At 50.1% G+C, this 17406-nt stretch carries 21 protein-coding genes; 20 read left to right on the plus strand and 1 reads right to left on the minus strand.

Annotation, left to right across the window (positions count from 1 at the left end; all coding sequences use genetic code 11):
* Positions 1–11: 11 nt before the first annotated feature.
* The 17 genes from MAMMFC1_RS15390 (at position 12) to MAMMFC1_RS15465 (ending at position 15747) form a co-directional block, all read left to right on the plus strand.
* Positions 12–1841, plus strand: coding sequence for a VirB4 family type IV secretion system protein (locus MAMMFC1_RS15390; RefSeq protein WP_126309300.1), 1830 nt, complete (start codon positions 12–14; stop codon positions 1839–1841).
* Between the two features lie 19 nt (positions 1842–1860).
* Positions 1861–2913 carry an amidoligase family protein gene (locus MAMMFC1_RS15395; RefSeq protein ID WP_126309301.1) on the plus strand — a complete coding sequence of 351 codons (1053 nt, stop codon included), beginning with the start codon at positions 1861–1863 and terminating at the stop codon, positions 2911–2913.
* Positions 2914–2937: 24 nt separating this feature from the next.
* Entirely contained in the window at positions 2938–3441 is a 504-nt protein-coding gene (locus MAMMFC1_RS15400) for a gamma-glutamylcyclotransferase family protein (protein WP_126309302.1), read from the plus strand.
* 6 nt (positions 3442–3447) lie between these two features.
* Complete coding sequence (locus tag MAMMFC1_RS15405) at positions 3448–4605, plus strand: hypothetical protein (protein ID WP_126309303.1); 1158 nt, start codon at positions 3448–3450, stop codon at positions 4603–4605.
* Positions 4606–4651: 46 nt separating this feature from the next.
* Positions 4652–5248 carry a DUF6329 domain-containing protein gene (locus MAMMFC1_RS15410; RefSeq protein WP_126309304.1) on the plus strand — a complete coding sequence of 199 codons (597 nt, stop codon included), beginning with the start codon at positions 4652–4654 and terminating at the stop codon, positions 5246–5248.
* A gap of 13 nt (positions 5249–5261) precedes the next feature.
* Entirely contained in the window at positions 5262–5621 is a 360-nt protein-coding gene (locus MAMMFC1_RS15415) for a DUF6103 family protein (RefSeq protein WP_126309305.1), read from the plus strand.
* Positions 5622–5652: 31 nt separating this feature from the next.
* Positions 5653–6534 (plus strand): ParM/StbA family protein, encoded by an 882-nt coding sequence (locus MAMMFC1_RS15420; RefSeq protein WP_126309306.1) that lies wholly within the window; start codon positions 5653–5655, stop codon positions 6532–6534.
* 4 nt (positions 6535–6538) lie between these two features.
* Positions 6539–6829: a plasmid segregation centromere-binding protein ParR gene (locus MAMMFC1_RS15425; protein WP_126309307.1), complete on the plus strand. Its 291-nt coding sequence runs from the start codon at positions 6539–6541 to the stop codon at positions 6827–6829.
* Positions 6830–6898: 69 nt separating this feature from the next.
* A complete protein-coding gene (locus MAMMFC1_RS15430) occupies positions 6899–7102 on the plus strand; it encodes a DUF6103 family protein (RefSeq protein ID WP_197723834.1) in 204 nt (67 codons plus the stop codon).
* On the plus strand, positions 7099–7377 hold the full coding sequence (locus MAMMFC1_RS15435; RefSeq protein ID WP_126309309.1) for a hypothetical protein: 279 nt from the start codon (positions 7099–7101) through the stop codon (positions 7375–7377). The genes MAMMFC1_RS15430 and MAMMFC1_RS15435 overlap by 4 nt, the downstream gene beginning before the upstream one ends.
* Before the next feature lie 526 nt (positions 7378–7903).
* Positions 7904–8311, plus strand: a complete 408-nt coding sequence (locus tag MAMMFC1_RS15440; RefSeq protein WP_126309310.1) for a hypothetical protein — start codon at positions 7904–7906, stop codon at positions 8309–8311.
* Between the two features lie 2 nt (positions 8312–8313).
* Positions 8314–11325: a MobP3 family relaxase gene (mobP3, locus tag MAMMFC1_RS15445; protein ID WP_126309311.1), complete on the plus strand. Its 3012-nt coding sequence runs from the start codon at positions 8314–8316 to the stop codon at positions 11323–11325.
* Positions 11326–11342: 17 nt separating this feature from the next.
* Positions 11343–11474, plus strand: coding sequence for a hypothetical protein (locus tag MAMMFC1_RS22720; RefSeq protein ID WP_269471842.1), 132 nt, complete (start codon positions 11343–11345; stop codon positions 11472–11474).
* Positions 11475–11491: 17 nt separating this feature from the next.
* Entirely contained in the window at positions 11492–12925 is a 1434-nt protein-coding gene (locus tag MAMMFC1_RS15450; RefSeq protein WP_126309312.1) for a DUF3991 domain-containing protein, read from the plus strand.
* A 13-nt stretch (positions 12926–12938) separates the two neighbouring features.
* Complete coding sequence (locus tag MAMMFC1_RS15455; protein ID WP_126309313.1) at positions 12939–14759, plus strand: VirD4-like conjugal transfer protein, CD1115 family; 1821 nt, start codon at positions 12939–12941, stop codon at positions 14757–14759.
* Between the two features lie 4 nt (positions 14760–14763).
* Positions 14764–15033, plus strand: coding sequence for a helix-turn-helix domain-containing protein (locus MAMMFC1_RS15460; protein WP_126309314.1), 270 nt, complete (start codon positions 14764–14766; stop codon positions 15031–15033).
* Positions 15034–15417: 384 nt separating this feature from the next.
* Positions 15418–15747 carry a helix-turn-helix domain-containing protein gene (locus tag MAMMFC1_RS15465; RefSeq protein WP_126309315.1) on the plus strand — a complete coding sequence of 110 codons (330 nt, stop codon included), beginning with the start codon at positions 15418–15420 and terminating at the stop codon, positions 15745–15747.
* A 67-nt stretch (positions 15748–15814) separates the two neighbouring features.
* Here the strand turns inward: MAMMFC1_RS15465 and MAMMFC1_RS15470 are convergent, their stop codons facing one another.
* Positions 15815–16162 carry a helix-turn-helix domain-containing protein gene (locus MAMMFC1_RS15470; RefSeq protein ID WP_126309316.1) on the minus strand — a complete coding sequence of 116 codons (348 nt, stop codon included), beginning with the start codon at positions 16160–16162 and terminating at the stop codon, positions 15815–15817.
* Between the two features lie 159 nt (positions 16163–16321).
* On the opposite strand from MAMMFC1_RS15470, the gene MAMMFC1_RS15475 reads away from it, so the two are divergent.
* The 3 genes from MAMMFC1_RS15475 to MAMMFC1_RS22725 all read left to right on the plus strand — a co-directional run bounded on the left by MAMMFC1_RS15475 (position 16322) and on the right by MAMMFC1_RS22725 (position 17381).
* Positions 16322–16531, plus strand: coding sequence for a hypothetical protein (locus tag MAMMFC1_RS15475; RefSeq protein ID WP_126309317.1), 210 nt, complete (start codon positions 16322–16324; stop codon positions 16529–16531).
* 268 nt (positions 16532–16799) lie between these two features.
* Complete coding sequence (locus MAMMFC1_RS15480) at positions 16800–17066, plus strand: hypothetical protein (RefSeq protein ID WP_126309318.1); 267 nt, start codon at positions 16800–16802, stop codon at positions 17064–17066.
* A 72-nt stretch (positions 17067–17138) separates the two neighbouring features.
* Positions 17139–17381, plus strand: coding sequence for an AbrB/MazE/SpoVT family DNA-binding domain-containing protein (locus tag MAMMFC1_RS22725; RefSeq protein WP_126309319.1), 243 nt, complete (start codon positions 17139–17141; stop codon positions 17379–17381).
* The last annotated feature ends 25 nt before the right edge of the window (positions 17382–17406 follow it).

Genomic DNA, 17406 nt, shown 5'->3' on the forward strand with positions numbered 1-17406 from the left:
ATGGTAAGCCAATGTCAAGAAGAATCAAACCACAGAGTATCCCGCAGGAGGATATCCGAATTCAAGAATTCCTCGACATGATCGCGCCCTCAGTAGTCAAATTCAACACAGATCATTTTATCTGCGGTAACACATATCGATGCGTATGGGCTTTGCGCGAATATCCAACAGAAACGAGTGAGCAGGCCATCCTGCGGCACCTTGGGGAAAAGGACGGCGTAACCTTGCACATTTACACCCGGCATGTGTCCCCCGTGGAGGAAAAGAAGATCATTAGCAATGCTGCCAATAAAAACCGGATGCAAAGAAGCAGCACCCAGGATCTCCAGCAGACAGTCACGGCCGAAAGCAATCTGCAGGATGTTGCCAATATCGTAGCGCAGATGCACCGGAGCAAAGAGCCGCTCCTGCACACAGCAGTATATATCGAGCTGTTCTCCCATGACCTCGACCAACTCAAACTCCTGCAAACAGAGGTGCTGACCGAGCTCGTCAGGAGCAAGCTCAATGTGGACAGACTCCTGCTCCGTCAACAGCAGGGATTTCTATCGGTCATGCCTTCTGGCTGGAACGTGTTCGGGGATCAGTTTGAACGGGTGCTGCCTGCCAGCTCTGTTGCAAACCTTTATCCTTTCAACTACAGCGGGAAAACCGATCCCAATGGTTTCTGCATCGGGCGAGATAAGTTCGGCAGCAACATACTCGTGGATTTCAACCGCCGCGCTGATGACAAGACCAACGCCAATATCCTCATCCTCGGAAACAGCGGCCAGGGTAAGAGCTATCTGTTAAAACTCATCCTGACCAACTTGCGGGAAACAGGTATGCATATCCTGGCTCTTGATCCTGAGATGGAGTACGAGGAACTGACCTTAAACCTTGGCGGATGTTTCATTGACCTGATGAGCGGTGAATTTATCATCAATGTTCTGGAGCCGAAGTCATGGGATGAAAGTGGCGATCCCAGGGATACGGAAGCACCCCAGGCGTTCCGTCAGACCAGCAAGCTCAGCCAGCACATCAGCTTCCTGAAAGATTTCTTCCGTGCCTATAAAGATTTTAATGATCGCCAGATCGATACCATCGAAATCATGCTGGGTAAGCTCTACGATAAATGGGGTATCACGGATCACAGCAACTTTGACCGTTTAAAGCCCACGGACTATCCGATTCTGTCTGACCTGTATGACCTGATCGAGCAAGAATACAAGACCTTCGATGAGGGTAAGCGTCAGCTCTATACCGCCGATATCCTGCGGGAAATCTGCCTTGGACTCCACTCCCTGTGCAAGGGTGCGGAGTCTAAATTTTTTAACGGGCACACCAATATCATCAGCAATGAATTTGTGACATTCGGCGTCAAAGGGCTCTTGCAGGCCAGCAAAAACCTGCGCAATGCCCTGCTGTTCAACGTTTTGTCGTACATGTCAAATGAACTGCTCACCACCGGGAACACCGCAGCCAGCATTGACGAGTTGTATCTGTTCCTGACCAATCTGACAGCCATTGAGTATATCCGAAATTTTATGAAGCGCGTCCGCAAAAAGGAAAGCGCGGTCATCCTCGCGTCGCAGAATCTGGAGGATTTCAACGTGGAACATATCAAGGAACTGACGAAGCCCCTGTTCTCCATTCCGACTCATCAATTCCTGTTCAACGCCGGTTCCATCGACGCCCGCTTCTACATGGATACGCTCCAGTTGGAGAAGTCAGAGTACGACCTGATCAAATACCCGCAGCGTGGCGTGTGTTTGTACAAATGTGGTAATGAGAGGTACAACCTAATGGTCCAGGCGCCGGAGTATAAATCGGAGCTATTCGGAAAGGCAGGTGGACGATAATGAAAGGTCGTGATAAACCATGGAGATGAAGGAGCAGCGCTTTGGTATTGAAATTGAAATGACCGGCATAACGAGGCAGGAGGCTGCCAATGTCGCTGCCTTATATTTTGGCACCGCAGCAAATTATGATGGGTATACATACAGAACCTATTCAGCGCTGGATCAACAAGGGCGAAAATGGAAATTCGTATATGACAGCAGCATAACCGCCCAACAAAAGGTAGGAAGATCAGTTGTTGAAGCTGATGACGAATATAAAACTGAAATGGTAAGTCCCATTTGCAGGTATGGTGATATTGAAACCATTCAAGAGCTTGTTCGTAAGCTGCGTAGCGCAGGTGCCATCGTTAACAACAAATGCGGCATTCACATACATGTAGATGCCTCCCCGCACGATGCAAAGACCCTTCGGAACATTACTAATATCATGGCCTCCAAGGAGGATCTGATCTATAAAGCAATGCAAGTGGAAGTGGTAAGAGAACAGCGTTATTGCAAGAAGGTTGAACAGAGTTTTCTGGATGAACTCAACCGGAAAAAGCCAAAAACTTTGGACGCGGTCAGCCGGATTTGGTACGAGGGTGTGGATGGGCGAAATGAACACTATCACGACAGCCGTTACCATTGCCTCAATCTGCACAGCGTGTTTCAAAAGGGTACCATAGAATTTCGGCTCTTCAACAGTACCACCCACGCCGGCAAGGTCAAGGCTTATATCCAACTATGCCTTGCCATCTCCGCGCAGGCCCTCAATCAAAAATGTGCCAGCCGGCAAAAGACCCGCAGTACCAACGAAAAGTACACCTTTCGCACTTGGCTCCTGCGGTTGGGGCTGATCGGAGATGAATTCAAAACGGCGCGGCTCCACCTGCTGGAGCACCTGGACGGCTGCATCGCCTGGAAAGACCCGGCGCAGGCCGAACAGCAAAAGCAAAGGTTAAAACAGAAAAAGGAAAAAGAACTGGCCGAGGCTGCACAGAGGGCATCGGGGCAGCCGGTGCCGACAATTGAAAGTGGACAGGAACGGACCGAGGCGGAAGAACAAAGCCTCGGTCTTTCCATGTCCATGTAATGTTTAAAGGAGGAATGAACCAATATGAAACCAGAAACGCTGTACATTGCTTACGGCAGTAATCTGAACCTACCGCAGATGTCCGTCCGCTGCCCCACCGCCAAGGTGGTCGGTACCAGCGAAATTAAGGATTATGAGATGCTGTTCCGCGGCAGCCTAAGAAGCGCCGTAGCGACGGTGGAGCCGCTGAAGGGCTCCAGTGTTCCTGTGCTTTTGTGGAAGCTGAAGGAACGTGACCTGCAGGCCCTCGACCATTATGAGGGATACCCCTCCTTTTACCGCAAGGAAATCCTTCCGGTGGAACTTAAAGGCAAAACAACCTCCGCCATGGTTTATATCATGAATGACGGTCATCCCCTCGGGGCGCCGTCCGATTATTACCTTAACACGATCATGGAAGGCTATCGGTCGGCGGGTTTCGACACAGATTTTCTGGAACAGGCTGTGGAGAAATCCATACGACTGGCGCAGGAGCAGCAGGAAGCAGAACCGGAACAAGGCACGCTGTTCGGACCGAAATGGTGGTGATGACCTATGGCAGCACCTGCAGCTATTACACTTGCGGTCAAGGCCGCCATCGCCGCAGCTACCGACAAGCGAACGTGGAAGGCGGTAGGCGTTCTGATCGCCGCCATTCTGACGCCCTTTATTCTCGTGATCGTCATGATACTCAGCCTACTCTCCGGCACATCACAGCATAACAACGCCGCCATTGACCTGTGTTTCAATGGCGGCGTTGCTGGTTCCTCTGTCCCTGCCGAATACACGGTCTACATTGAGGACATGAGCGGTTGCTTTTCTGTTCTGGATCAGGCGATAGCTGACACGGAGGCCGGGATGAACGGCGGCTCACTGGACAATGTCCGCATCAAATCCATTTTTTATTCTCTGTATTTCGGCGCGAAAAACCTCTCGCTGTCCGACGCCGAGGCCCGTGCCTTCGTGAACTGCTTTGTGACTTATGAAAAGGATTCCGAGAATCACACGGTTGCTGTCCCAGCCAGTCTGGACACGACATACGCAAATCTCGAAGCGTCAGGGATTCCGGTCACGAAGGAGTCAAAGGCTAACGCACTGCAGATCTACCAGAGGATTGTCTATGGCGGTGCCGGATCGTATACCGGGGAGATTGAATACGGTGGCAAAGGCGGTACCGCATTAGACGGACTAACCCTGCTCCACCCGGTAAACAAAAACAACCTGGATCTGGTGACCTATGCCGAAAATGCCTTTAACTCCGGCTGGGGGTATGTATGGGGTACCTACGGCGATGTTCTGACAGACTCGCTGTTCGAATACAAGCTGAAGCAGTACCCGGATGGCGTGGGTGACTATGAAGATTTCATCCGCGAGAACTGGCTGGGCGGCAGGACAACCGACTGTGTCGGCCTCATCAAAGGATATGGCTGGTATAACCCGGACACCAAGACAATTGAGTATGGAACCAACGGCATGCCGGATGTGGGCGCGGACGGCATGTACAATGCCGCTACCGTCAAAGGCTCCATGGATACCATGCCTGACACACCGGGCTTGGCCGTTTGGAAATCGGGGCACATCGGTGTATATATCGGCAATGGCGAAGTGATCGAAGCGATGGGAACAAAATACGGCGTCGTCAAAACAAAGCTCGAAGGCCGCGGTTGGAAAGCGTGGCTGGAGGTTCCGTATATCAGCTATGAAACAAAATAACATCAACCCATGGCCTGTCGGATGGACAGGCGGAAAGGAGAAAACCATGCTGCATTTGAAGGCGGTCTTTGAGAGAAAGACCAACGAATTTCCTGTGAGAGACTGTGTCATCGAAAACATCGTGGAGCTTCCGGCAACAGAATATGCCCGTTTTCGCTCCAACCTGATCCGGGATGCCGATTTCATCGCAGAGAATAAAAACAGGATGTATCAGGATGGAAACGGAATCCAACATTGCCTTCTGGTGCTTGGTGAAAACAGCACGGAAGGCGTTCTTGTTCAAAGCGAAGGTTACGACTATGCCAGGTATGCCAGCCTCCTGCCGGGAGCGAGAGACTTTGTAACCGCCCGGCTGAATGAGCTGGCTGATCAACTCGTCCGGGAGGGGACGCAAAATAGCAGAAGCGGCGTCTGGGCCGTTCACTTTGGAGAACTCAGAGACAAGTATCATGTTACCCTTGATCCTACCGGCAACATTACTTCCATGTTGTTGAATGTTTTAGAAGCAAGACGTGAAATGGCGGCGGTTGAACCCATGGAGTATGGCTTCGATATGGTCATGTTCTCAGCTTACTGTCCCAACATTCAGGAGGGCGCGACTGAGCAGGGGCCGGATGAATCCGGCATGACAATGGAATTCTAAGGAGGAAATAATTATGAGTATGACTGAATTAAAGGTATCCTTCCCTACGGAGAAGCTGGAGGCTCTCCGTTTTTTTATCGGCAAGAAGGACCAGACAATCGAACAGGAGCTGCAGGATTACCTGGACAAGACCTATGAAAGGATGGTACCCGCACAGGTGCGGGAGTTTGTGGAGAGCCGCATGGAGCAGATACCCGCACAGCAGCAGACGCCGGAACCGGAACAGTCTGCCGCTTCGAGGGAGCGACCCTCACGGCAGACCCGCCGCCAGAGGGAACAGGCCGCGCCTGGACCGGCCTCTGTCCCGGAAGCGCCTTCCGAGTCCGAAGGTCCCGCCGAGCAGGAAAACCAGGGCATGACCATGAACATGTGATCTGCAGAAAAAGAAAAAGGGGGTGTCAATCATGATCAAGCTCGGAGTGGACAATGGAAACTACAACGTTAAATCCTCAGAGGGAATGCTCTATGCCTCCGGTTACGCGGTGAGCGACAAGGAATTCATTACGCCGGAGATGCAGCTCTTTTATGAGGGAAAATATTACGCCATAGGAGAACGCCGCCTGCGTTTCCAGCAGGACAAAACCAAGGAGCCGGATACGTTTCTCCTGACACTGCCGGTCATCGCGGACGCCATGAAAAAAGCCGGCGCGACCAACGCGGAAATTGCCTTGGGCGTGGGGCTGCCTATCGACAGTTATGGAACCCAAAAGGAAGCGTTCCGCAGGTACTTTCTGCGGAGCAATGTCTCGTTTATGTTCGAGGGCACCTCCTACCGTTGCCACATAACGGAATGTAAGGTGTTCGCTCAGGGGCATGCCGCACTGTGCCGGTATTATCCGCGGCTGTCAGAATACCGGGGCATAACGCTGGTAGATATCGGCGGATACACCGTGGATGTGCTCACAGTCCACAATTTCAAGCTGGACAGGTCGAGCTGCGCCAGCCTGCGCATGGGGACCATCACTCTGTACAGCCGCATACAGGATGCGCTCCAGAAAAGTGATATCCTGCTATCCGATGAACTCATCACAGACGCCATCCGCGGTGAAATCCAGCACACCGACAGCAAGCAGATTGCGGCTGTGGTGGATCAGACGGTGGCAGCTTATTGTAAGGAGCTGTTCAATGCTCTGCGAGAAAGGGGCCTGGACCTAAAGCTCCCCACGGTGTTCGCGGGCGGCGGCGCGGAGCTGCTGAAATCCCGGCTGTACGATGATAACCTGAATACGGTAGCGGTGCTGAACCGGTTTGCCAACGCAGACGGTTATAAGCTCCTGATGGGGTGATGATATGGCAGAACGAAAACGCTACTTTTTATCCTTCGACAGGGACAATCCAAGACACCGGGAAGCCGAAGCACTCTACTTAAAGCAGGCTGCCAGACAGCGTTCCGATTTTGTAGTCACCTGCATCCTTTCAGCAAATCAGGCAGAGCATCTGGAAAGGTGTGTTCGAAAAGCAATCAGGGATGAAATAAGAAAGCTACGACTGACTCCAACGGACGCACAGGAGGAACCGGATGGGGCTGTTCAGCTGAGCGATCTTCCCAGCAGCCTGATTAACGCACTGGATGAATTGTAACCATGATGGTATACTTCCCGGCATTCGTCGTGAAAGTATACCATCATGGCAATTTTTACTCAAAAACACATGGAAAGGAGCGCGAAGCTCATGAAGCTGGATACCATTCAAATCCGGTATAACACTGAAAAGCTGTGCATCCTCCGGCATTATATAGATGACACAGCACTGCAGACCGAACTGCAAGCTCAGCTGCAGACTCTTTATGAAAAGCATGTACCTGCTGAAATCAGGGCTGGTATTGACAGTCAGGAAGGAGGCACCACCGTATGAAAGAAGCGATGACGCTGGAGCAGTTCCGGCAAGAGCACCCGGAAGATGTAATCCAGATCATGTCGCCCGGAGGTTACATCACCCTTCCGCCCGACAGACCGCTGGATCAGTTATACGCTCACGCAGGTGTGAGAGGTACGGAAATTCCGGTCTCCTGGGAGGAACTCAAAGACCAGATCGTTGAAAGCTGCAACTTCAATGAGGCCGATGGCAACTGGTATCTGTTGACGGATACCCCTTCCCTGAACTGCCCAACGCAGACAATCGGCATGTAGCTTACTCTTTTTCTCTCTGACGTTCGCGCTGCGGCTTAAGAGGGACATAGAACGGCAGAGCATATATGGGCGATACATCTATCGAGCTGTGGTTCAACAAATATCAGCATGATGCGTTGGAGCGCATTCTTTCTCAGCCAGCTTCGCCCGTGTTGTCGCCTGTGTGCCCCTGTGTCGCGTTTCCCGGCAGGGATGGCACAGTAACACCTTTGAGAAAGTAAGGCCCCGTGTTGGGGCTTTGTGCGGCGGGTTGAGAGAAGCCCATCATTCTGGCTTCCGGGGGTGAACCATGGGCATGAAAACGATGCTGGTTAAAGGCAGGTGGTCGCTTTGCGCCCACCTGCCGAAAAACACCGCCCCGCAACGCGGGTCGGGGACGTTCGGCGGGTACACCTAAATAGGGCGTTGGTCACCTCCTGGGTGGTCAAAACTCTTTCAAATCTGCCACTTAACCTAGAAAACAAAGACTTTTCCGGGGTACACCTGTCAGGTGGTTCCGGAGCTTTTCAGACAAGGAGGGTCTGCTATGACTGAAGAAATCAAAACCCGCATCCCGCTCTGGCTCTATCCCAGCACCATCGAGGGAGTAGATGCGATTCTGGAGAAGGACAACTGTAAAAGCCGCAGTGAATTTATAGAAAAGGCAATCCGTTTTTATAGCGGCTATATCGCTGCGGAGGATGGCATGAAGTACCTCCCGACCGCCATCACTTCTGCCATGTCGGGAATTGTCAGCTCATCGGAAAACCGTATGGCCCGGCTTATGTTCAAGCTGGCGGTTGAAATGTCCATGATGATGAATATCCTCGCCACCACCGCGGACGTGGATGAAAACACCCTGCGCCGGCTGCGGGGCAAGTGCGTTAATGACGTGAAAAAATCGGTTGGCTCCGTGACTTTCGAGGATGTCGTAAAATTCCAGAAGGGTGATTAATCATGCCAAGGATTATCTTCAAATGCGGTTATATTAAAAACGATCCGGAGCATGTAAAGAACCTGATAGAGTACGTGGGGACGCGGGAAGGTGTAGAAAAGCTTACACAGTACAGACGGAACCAACCTGCTACCCCAAAGCAGATAGAGCGCATCGGGGACATTCTCACCCGCTTTCCTGATTCCAAAAGCCTCTTTGAATATGAGGACTATCAAAATAAGCCGACTCTCGAAAATGCATCGGCATTTATTACCGCAGCCATTGACCATAATCTGGATCAGCTGACTCATCAGGAGGTCTACGTCAACTACATTGCCACCCGTCCCCGCGCGGAAAAGCTGGGCAGCCACGGCCTGTTTACAGATGAGGATGAGCCGCTGGTGCTGTCTAAGGTGGCCGAAAAAGTGGCGGAGCATACCGGAAACATCTGGACACCTATCATTTCCATGAGACGAGAGGACGCGGCCCGGCTGGGATACGATAACGCTTCCGCATGGATAGCCCTCCTCCGCCAACAACGCAATATATTCGCCGAGCAGATGAAAATCGCTCCGGAAAACCTGCGCTGGTATGCGGCTTTTCACGACGAGAGCCATCATCCGCACTGCCATATGATCATTTACTCGGTTGATCCCCGCAAGGGCTATGTTACAAAGCCAGCAATTGAAAACATGCGGAGCAGTCTGGCACGGGAAATCTTTCAGCAGGACTTACTTCAAATCTACTCGGAGCAGACGATCCAGCGCAACACGTTGACGGAGCAGAGCCGGAATACCCTGCGGGAACTTCTGGAACAGATGGGTACAGGAACTTGCGAGAACCCGGTGATTGAGGATCTGATGTCCAGACTGGCGGAGAAACTAAAGCATACCACAGGAAAAAAGCAATTTGGCTACCTACAAGTCCCGCTGAAGGAACTGGTCAATCAGATTGTGGATGAGCTGGCAAAGGACGAGCGCGTCGCAGCTGCTTATGCCAAGTGGTATGAGATGCACAATGAGGTTCTGCGTACCTATAAGGACAAACTGCCCGAACCTCTTCCACTCTCACAGCAAAAGGAATTCAAGCAGATCAAGAACATGGTGATTGCCGAGGCGGTAGACCTCGGCAATCACCATCTCACCTTTGAAGGCGATGAAAACGCTGAACCAACCTACGAGGAAGAAACCGCTGCCGGGGATGACGAGCCGGAGCAGCTCTTGGCAGAGCCGGAAGCTGTGTTTCATGAAGTAGCGGAAGATCAGGATTACAATCTTTCTGATGCCCAAGACCACGCATCCTCATCGAATTCCGATAGCATAGAACCCGGCAAACCGCATATAGCATGGAGCGACCGATATAAAGGAGCCCGAACCTATCTCTATAGCAGCGACGATACGGAGCCGGACTTTGAACAGGCCCTCCGGTTGTTTCTGGAGGAAGCCGAGGATGGCAACGCTCTCGCCATGCACGACCTCGGCAGGATGTATGCGGATGGGCTTGGCATGGAGATCGATGCAGATACCGCTTTTTATTGGTATGAGAAAGCTCTCTTTGCGTTTATGGATATTGAAGCAGAAAAAGAAAACCGGTACATAGAGTACCGCATCGGCAAAATGCATGCGGCAGGACTCGGCACGATACAGGACTATGAGGAAGCGGCTGGCTGGTTTGATACGGCAGTTTCAAAAAATCACAAGTACGCACAGTATTCGCTTGCCGGCCTGTACTACCGGGGGCAGGGTGTTGAGCAGGATTACCAGACCGCCTTCGAACTATACCGCCGATCTGCAAGACAGAATGTTCCCTATGCCCATTATGAACTGGCAAAGATGTACCGGGACGGTATAGGTACCGCAAGAAATATTGAAGAAGCCGAACTGCACTTTGAGGAAGCCTTCTTCGGGTTTAAGAGACTGGAGGAACAGAGCCACGACGATAAGCTCCAATACCGCCTGGGTCAGATGCTGTACACCGGCACTGGCACGGAGAAGGATGCGGAAGCCGCCATCGTCTATTTTGAAAAAGCTGCCCGGCTGGGCAATGTTCACGCCCAATACATGCTTGGTAAGTTATATCTGGACGCGGACAGCGGTCATGAGAATATCGAACAGGCCATCCTATGGCTGACAAAGGCTGCGGACAATGGCAATGCTCTCGCACAATACGCCCTCGGAAAGTTGTACCGGGACGGCACCCAAGTAGATAAGGATATCCAGAAAGCCATCGCTCTGTTTACACTCTCGGCCGAACAGGATAATTCCTTCGCGGCGTATGCCCTTGGCAAGCTGTATCTTACCGGAACGGAAGTACCCAAAGACATAGAAGCCACAGTAAGATGGCTGACACATTCAGCTGAGCTTGGCAACCAGTTTGCCCAATATGCACTGGCAAAGCTATATCTCACCGGCGAGGATGTGGCAAGAGACATCCAAAAGGCACTGGAGCTGTTCCTGAAATCAGCGGAGCAAGGCAATCAGTATGCGCAGTATCAGTTAGGCCGGCTCTACCTGAAGAGCGAACATGTCCCCAAGGATGCCAAGGCTGCTGTCAAATGGCTGACCGCCTCCGCAGAGCAGGACAATCAATATGCACAGTATCAGCTAGGCAAGCTCTACCTGCTGGGCGAGGATGTACCAAAGGATGTGGAAACTGCCATCAGATGGCTGACCGCCTCCGCGGAGCAGGGCAACCAGTATGCCCAATACACCCTTGGGAAGCTCTACCTGGTGGGCAAAGATGTTCACCGTGACCGGGAAAATGCTGTACGCTGGCTTACCTTATCCGCTGAGCAAGGAAATGTCTATGCGCAATTTTTCTTAGACCATCTGGACTCCTTTCATGATCCTTCTCCTTTTCTTGCAGCAACAAGGCTCCTGCATCATCTGAGTCGAATATTCCGTGAAGAAGAACGAAGGCTTCCAGGCGGACCAGGTATGCAGGTTGAGAGTAAGCTGCGGCGAAAGATCAGGGAGAAAAAGATTGCCCAGGGCCATGCCCCGGACGACCATGAGCAAAGGCTTACAACTTATTAAAGAAAAGGAGTGCTCCTATGAAGAAAAAATACCCTATCAGGCAGGAGAAAAAAGTGCTGCCTGATGCAAAAACTAACCGTTTCTCATTTACACCACCTGCCAGACAGCGGGTGGCTTTTTTTCGCCGTTGCGGAAAGCGCAGGCATTGATAAGGGGGTGCCAAGGGATGGCATATATTCACTTTACCGACGAAGAAAAACAGCGCGCCAACTCCGTCGACCTGGTGGACTTTCTTGAGCGCCAGGGAGAAAAGCTCACCCGATCCGGCCCTGAGTGGCGATGGAAACGGCATGACAGCGTGACTGTCCGCGGGAACGAGTGGTTCCGGCACAGCCGCAAGGAAGGCGGACATGCTATCGATTTTGTTCAGGAGTTTTATAACGTGAGCTTTCCCGAAGCAGTGCAATGGCTGCTTGGTGGTGAAGCTGGCGTGGAGTGGAACCAGACCTCTAAAAGTGCACCGGCGCCAAAAAAAGACTTCGCACTGCCTGAGGTCAATTCCGACATGCGCCGGGTGTTCGCTTACCTTATCAAACAGCGGTTCATTGACCGGGATGTGCTCTCGCACTTCGCCCATGAGAAGCTCATCTACGAGGATAAGGAATATCACAACGCCGTGTTTGTTGGGCTGGACGAAAAAGGAATCGCCCGGCATGCCCATAAGCGCGGTACTTATACTCAAGGCGAACCATACAAGGGCAACGTGGAGAGCAGCGATCCGAGATACAGCTTTCACTGGATTGGAAAGAGCAGTAAACTGTATGTTTTTGAGGCTCCCGTGGATATGCTGTCTTTCATTACACTTCACCTGAAGGACTGGAAAGAACACAGCTATGTCACATTGGACGGGGTGTCGGAACACGCCCTGCTCCAGCAGCTCCGACAAAATCCGCATCTGAATGAGGTTGTTTTCTGCCTGGACCATGACGAGGCGGGGATCGAAGCCGTTGGTCGTCTGAAGGGCATTCTTGCAGAAAACGGATACACAAATACAGCAATCATGCAATCCACCTACAAGGACTGGAACGAGGATCTGAAAGCCAAACACGGCGTGGAGCCGATTCCCTCTGAGGAACATCCGAAGCTGATGCTCCTTCCGCAGGTGTGCGCAGAGCTTTCCGAATTGTGCGAGGCTATTAGAGCGCACAGGGATACCCGCGCATTTGTGACGGATTGCTTTGACGCGCTGGAACCTCTTGTGAATTCGGGAAAAGTTGCGCCGGAGAATGTCGAATCTGTAAGAGAGTGTCTGGAGTGCATGGCTGCAGGTTCTCTGCTTTTGACCAGGGAGCTGTGCCGGCAGATGGAGCATCCTGTGACAACAGAGCAGCTTATGAGAAAACTACAGGCCAGCTACCGCCCCCATGAGGACAGAGGCTGGCTCCGTACCCGGACGGAGGATATCCGGAGGGCTCTGGAGGAAATTAACCGCATGGTGAATACGCCTGGTATCCGCGGAGTAGAAGATCAGCGGCGCCTTGGCAGCTCATATCTTCGTCTGGCTCTTGACTGTGTCAGGGCGAGGATGTTCATTGAGCTGGAACCACAGGTAATGCTGCCAAAACAGGAGCAACCAGAAAATATATTAATGACGATGTAAAGGAGGGATCAAAGTGCAAGCATCCCAAATCATAACCCTGATCGCTGTAGGGCTGACCATGTTCGGCGTCATCGGCTTTTTATCCTTGTTGGCTCATTACTACACACTCAACGGTATCAAGTCCAAGACCGTGGGCGATGGACAGCATGGGACGGCCCGCTGGGCATCAAAACAGGAGATCAGAAATACCTATACGGAAGTCAGGTTCGAACCGGAAAAATGGCGGAAGGGAGAAAATCTCCCAACCGTCCAGGGGTTGGTTGTCGGCTGGCGAAGGGCTTCGCTGTTTGACAATACAGCGCCCCATGGCTACGCGCTGGTGGATGACGATGACATCCATTGCCTGATGATCGGCGCTGCAGGCGTTGGAAAGACCGCCAATTTCCTCTATCCAAACCTGGAATATGCCTGTGCCTGTGGCATGAGCTTCATAACCACGGACACCAAAGGCGACCTCTACCGCAACTACGGCAGCATCGCCAAGGAACACTACGGCTACCATGTGGCCGTCATCGATCTGAGAAACCCCACCCGCTCGGACGGCAATAACCTGCTCCATCTTGTCAACCGATACATGGATATGTACCTTGCAAACCCTCGGAATCTGGCATACAAGGCCAGAGCCGAAAAGTATGCCAAGATTACCGCCAAAACCATCATCAACTCCGGAGGGTTTGATGTGGCGTCTGCAGGCCAGAATGCCTTCTTCTATGACGCGGCTGAAGGGTTGTTGACCTCCGTGATACTGCTCATCGCGGAATACTGCGAACCGAAGCAGCGACACATTGTGTCCGTGTTCAAGCTGATTCAGGACCTGCTAGCGCCCAGCGGCGTTAAAGGACGCACCCTGTTCCAGCTCCTTCTGGCACACCTGCCGGACGAGCACAAGACAAAATGGTTTGCAGGCGCGGCCCTCAACTCTGCGGAGCAGGCCATGCAGAGTGTCCTCTCCACCGCCCTTTCAAGGCTCAATGCCTTTCTGGACTCCGAGCTGGAGCAGGTGCTGTGCTTTGATACGGCTATCGATGCGGAAAAGTTCTGCACTGAGAAAAGCGCCATTTTTCTGGTCATGCCGGAAGAAGATAACACGAAGTATTTCATCATCAGTCTGATTGTCCAGCAGCTTTACCGGGAAATCCTCTCGGTGGCCGACGAGCATGGCGGCAAGCTGCCGAACCGTGTGATGATGTTTCTTGACGAGATCGGCACCATACCAAAAATCGAGTCAGCGGAGATGATGTTCAGCGCCAGTCGTTCCCGCCGCATGTCCATTGTGGCGATCATACAATCGTTTGCTCAGTTGGAGAAAAACTACGGGCGGGAGGGTTCCGCCATCATCATCGACAACTGTCAGGATACGGTGTTCGGCGGTTTCGCCCCCAACAGTGAATCCGCGCAGATATTGTCGAAGGCCCTCGGCAACAAAACCGTCATGAGCGGCTCCGTCAGCCGCGGCAAAAACGATCCCAGCCAATCCCTGCAGATGATCGAGCGGCCGCTGATGACCCCTGACGAATTGAAATCCATGCCCAAGGGACATTTTATTGTGACCAAGACCGGAGCGTATCCCATGCGCACCAGACTGAAGCTGTTCCTGGAATGGGGCATTGTCTTCGGGAAGCCATACGAAATTGCAGAGCAATCCGCCAGAATAGTGGAGTACGCTGACCGCTTCACCCTGGAAGAAGAAATCATCCGGCGCCATGCCGCCTGTGAGGAAGTGCTGGAGGAACCTAAAGCGCCTGAATCTGCATCAGGCGGAATGCTTCACACGCCGGGACCAACGATCAATCTTGACCCTTTTATTCAAAAACAGGAATCCACAAGGGGGTGACGCTATGGGGTACTTTACCTCGCTTTATTCCTCCGAACTGCCACACCGTGCAAGAGCCGTCTATATGTATCTTTCCGACCGCTCCGACAAGGAAGGTAAATGCTATCCGGCGATTGGTACCATCGCCAGAGAGTTGAAGCTGTCCAGGAGTACCGTCAAGCGCGCGCTTGCCGACTTGGAAAAGAGCGGGTATCTCCGCAAAGAACAGCGTTGGCGGGAAAACGGCGGAAAGAGCAGCAACATGTTCTATCTGAGAAAGTCAGATACTAGCTGATAAGCGAAAAATATATTTTCACACCAAGGGAAAAGTCTACCCTATGCGTGAACCATGGAAGGGTTCATGGTGAACCATGAAGGCGAACCTCTCACTCTAAGAGTGTTCAACAACAGAAAAAGAACAATAATTTCTCTGCAGATCATAGTGAAACTGACTTAAAAAAAGAACAGTATAAAAGTAAGGCCGGAATATGATAAAACTATTGTCAGGGGGAGCAAAACTGTTCCTCCTGACTTCTTCCTCATCATAAGAATTTCACTAATGTAACGCCGTTGGCGTTATACTAACTCACATGGAAACTGTTGGATTTAGTGTCCGCATAATATACTGTTACTTATAGTGTTAATGTAACGCAAATAGAGTTATTCGGAGGTAAGTGCTATGAAAGATAAGGCTATCGGCAAGAGGATTCAACAATATAGAGAAGCAAAAGGATATACACAGGAATCATTTGCAGAAATTGTTAAGCTGACTCCTAATTATTTATCAGCTATTGAGCGCGGTGTAAAAACTCCAAGTGTGGACACTTTAATTGATATCATAAATGGCCTGGATGTATCAGCGGATGAAATATTAATGGATGTGATCAATGCGGGCTATAAAATCAAAGCATCAAAGTTATCCGAAGCAATCAGCAATCTGCCGCAGGATGAACAGCGAAGAATTCTTTCTGTTGTAGAAGCACTCATCAAAGAGGCAACGTCGCGATAACTATTTTCAGAATGATGCACAGAACTTGATACAGCCACAGAAAAATAAGCCTAACAGTTTTTAGCTGCTAGGCTTTATGCTTCATTAGCTGAAACATCGTATCAATAACATTTAATATCAGCTTTTGATCATCAAGGCTTAAGGTATTAAGTTTGTTTATTATCAGGGACATTGTGGTACTGTCCGTTTCCATGTTAGATGGCTGTATGTATTTAAACAGATCCTCGAAAGTTAATCCCAGCGCCTTGATAATTTTATCCAAACTGATTAAAGAAGGATTCCTTTCTCCTCTTTCTAACCTGCCCAGATGAGAAGGGTCTATGCCTGCTTTATCTGCAAGTTCCTCCTGACTCAGCCCTTTTTCAGATCTCAAAATTCTTATTCTGTCACCTACAATTTTTGAAATATCATTCATTCTATCACCACCTATTATATAGAAACTTATATGGTGGCGGTGATAATGGCAAGGGTATATTAGTCATATTTATTTATATTGTGACTAATATACCTTGACACAAACACGAAATTTGTCTATACTTGGAAATGTGTATTTTTTCCAAAGGAGGAAGATTAGGTGATGTGGATTTCAAACAATCCAAGAGACAACCTGATAGCCTTGGCTGTCTTAACTGGCATACTTGCCATAACAGGTATAGTGCATTTAATAAAAAAACATAGAGAAAAACAGGAAATAGAGAGGTTCAGACAAAGACAGTGCAAACAGGGTGAAAATATCTCCAAAAGGGATATTATTCATTTAAATAAAAGTGGCAAGGAGCGATAAGTGTGAGCTTTATATTTGACTACTACAATGAACATGGAGAAATGCCTAGTCCCGCGTATTTTCTCGTACTGCTTGCAATAATGGTTATACTGCTTGTCGGAATAACCATTTATAACCATAGACAAGATAAAAAATAAAGACCAGATAATAATTTACTATTTTTCATAATGTATCCAGGCTTCGACACATATCGACGTATTCTATGTGTTACACTAATACTGATAGAGTTACATTAACCCTATTAGAATTAGTAACAGGAGTGATGTAGATGTATAAAAAACTTAGGATGAAGATGTTGGCTGTCAGGATTGAATGGCATTGGGGCTTTATTATGAGAGGCAGAAAAAAAGGAAATCATCTGCTTGAGAAAGGGCCGCCGTATACTTCTGACAAGATACTGAGGCTGAGCAAACGAGTGGATCGTCATTGCAACAGCATTTCAAGGTTGACTAATAAATATATTGAACTAGCAAAAAACGATCAAATTCTTCCATGCTTTAATATGAAAGGCGAAGCTTTATGTAGGCATAATTAACAAAAATTTCGTAGGGCATATCATTCCTACCAAGAAAAATGAGTAATCAAAATTAATTAAGGAGTTACGATTATGCTAGCGGTTACGAAAAGAAAAGTTGACGAACTTGGCAGAATTGTTCTGCCGATTGAGTTAAGGACGAATCTCAGCATTGAATCCGGTGATTCACTTGACATATGTACTGATGAGCGCGGTAATATAATTTTACACAAGTCAATAGACCGCTGTGTTTTTTGCAGAGCGACATCTAGTCTTACCCTTGTTATGGATAAATGTGTTTGCTTAAGCTGCAAAAACACCATAAACAATACCTAATTCTAATTATTTAATACTTCAGTAA

The sequence above is a fragment of the Methylomusa anaerophila genome (assembly GCF_003966895.1).
In the GTDB taxonomy this organism is placed as follows: Bacteria; Bacillota; Negativicutes; order Sporomusales; family Sporomusaceae; genus Methylomusa; species Methylomusa anaerophila.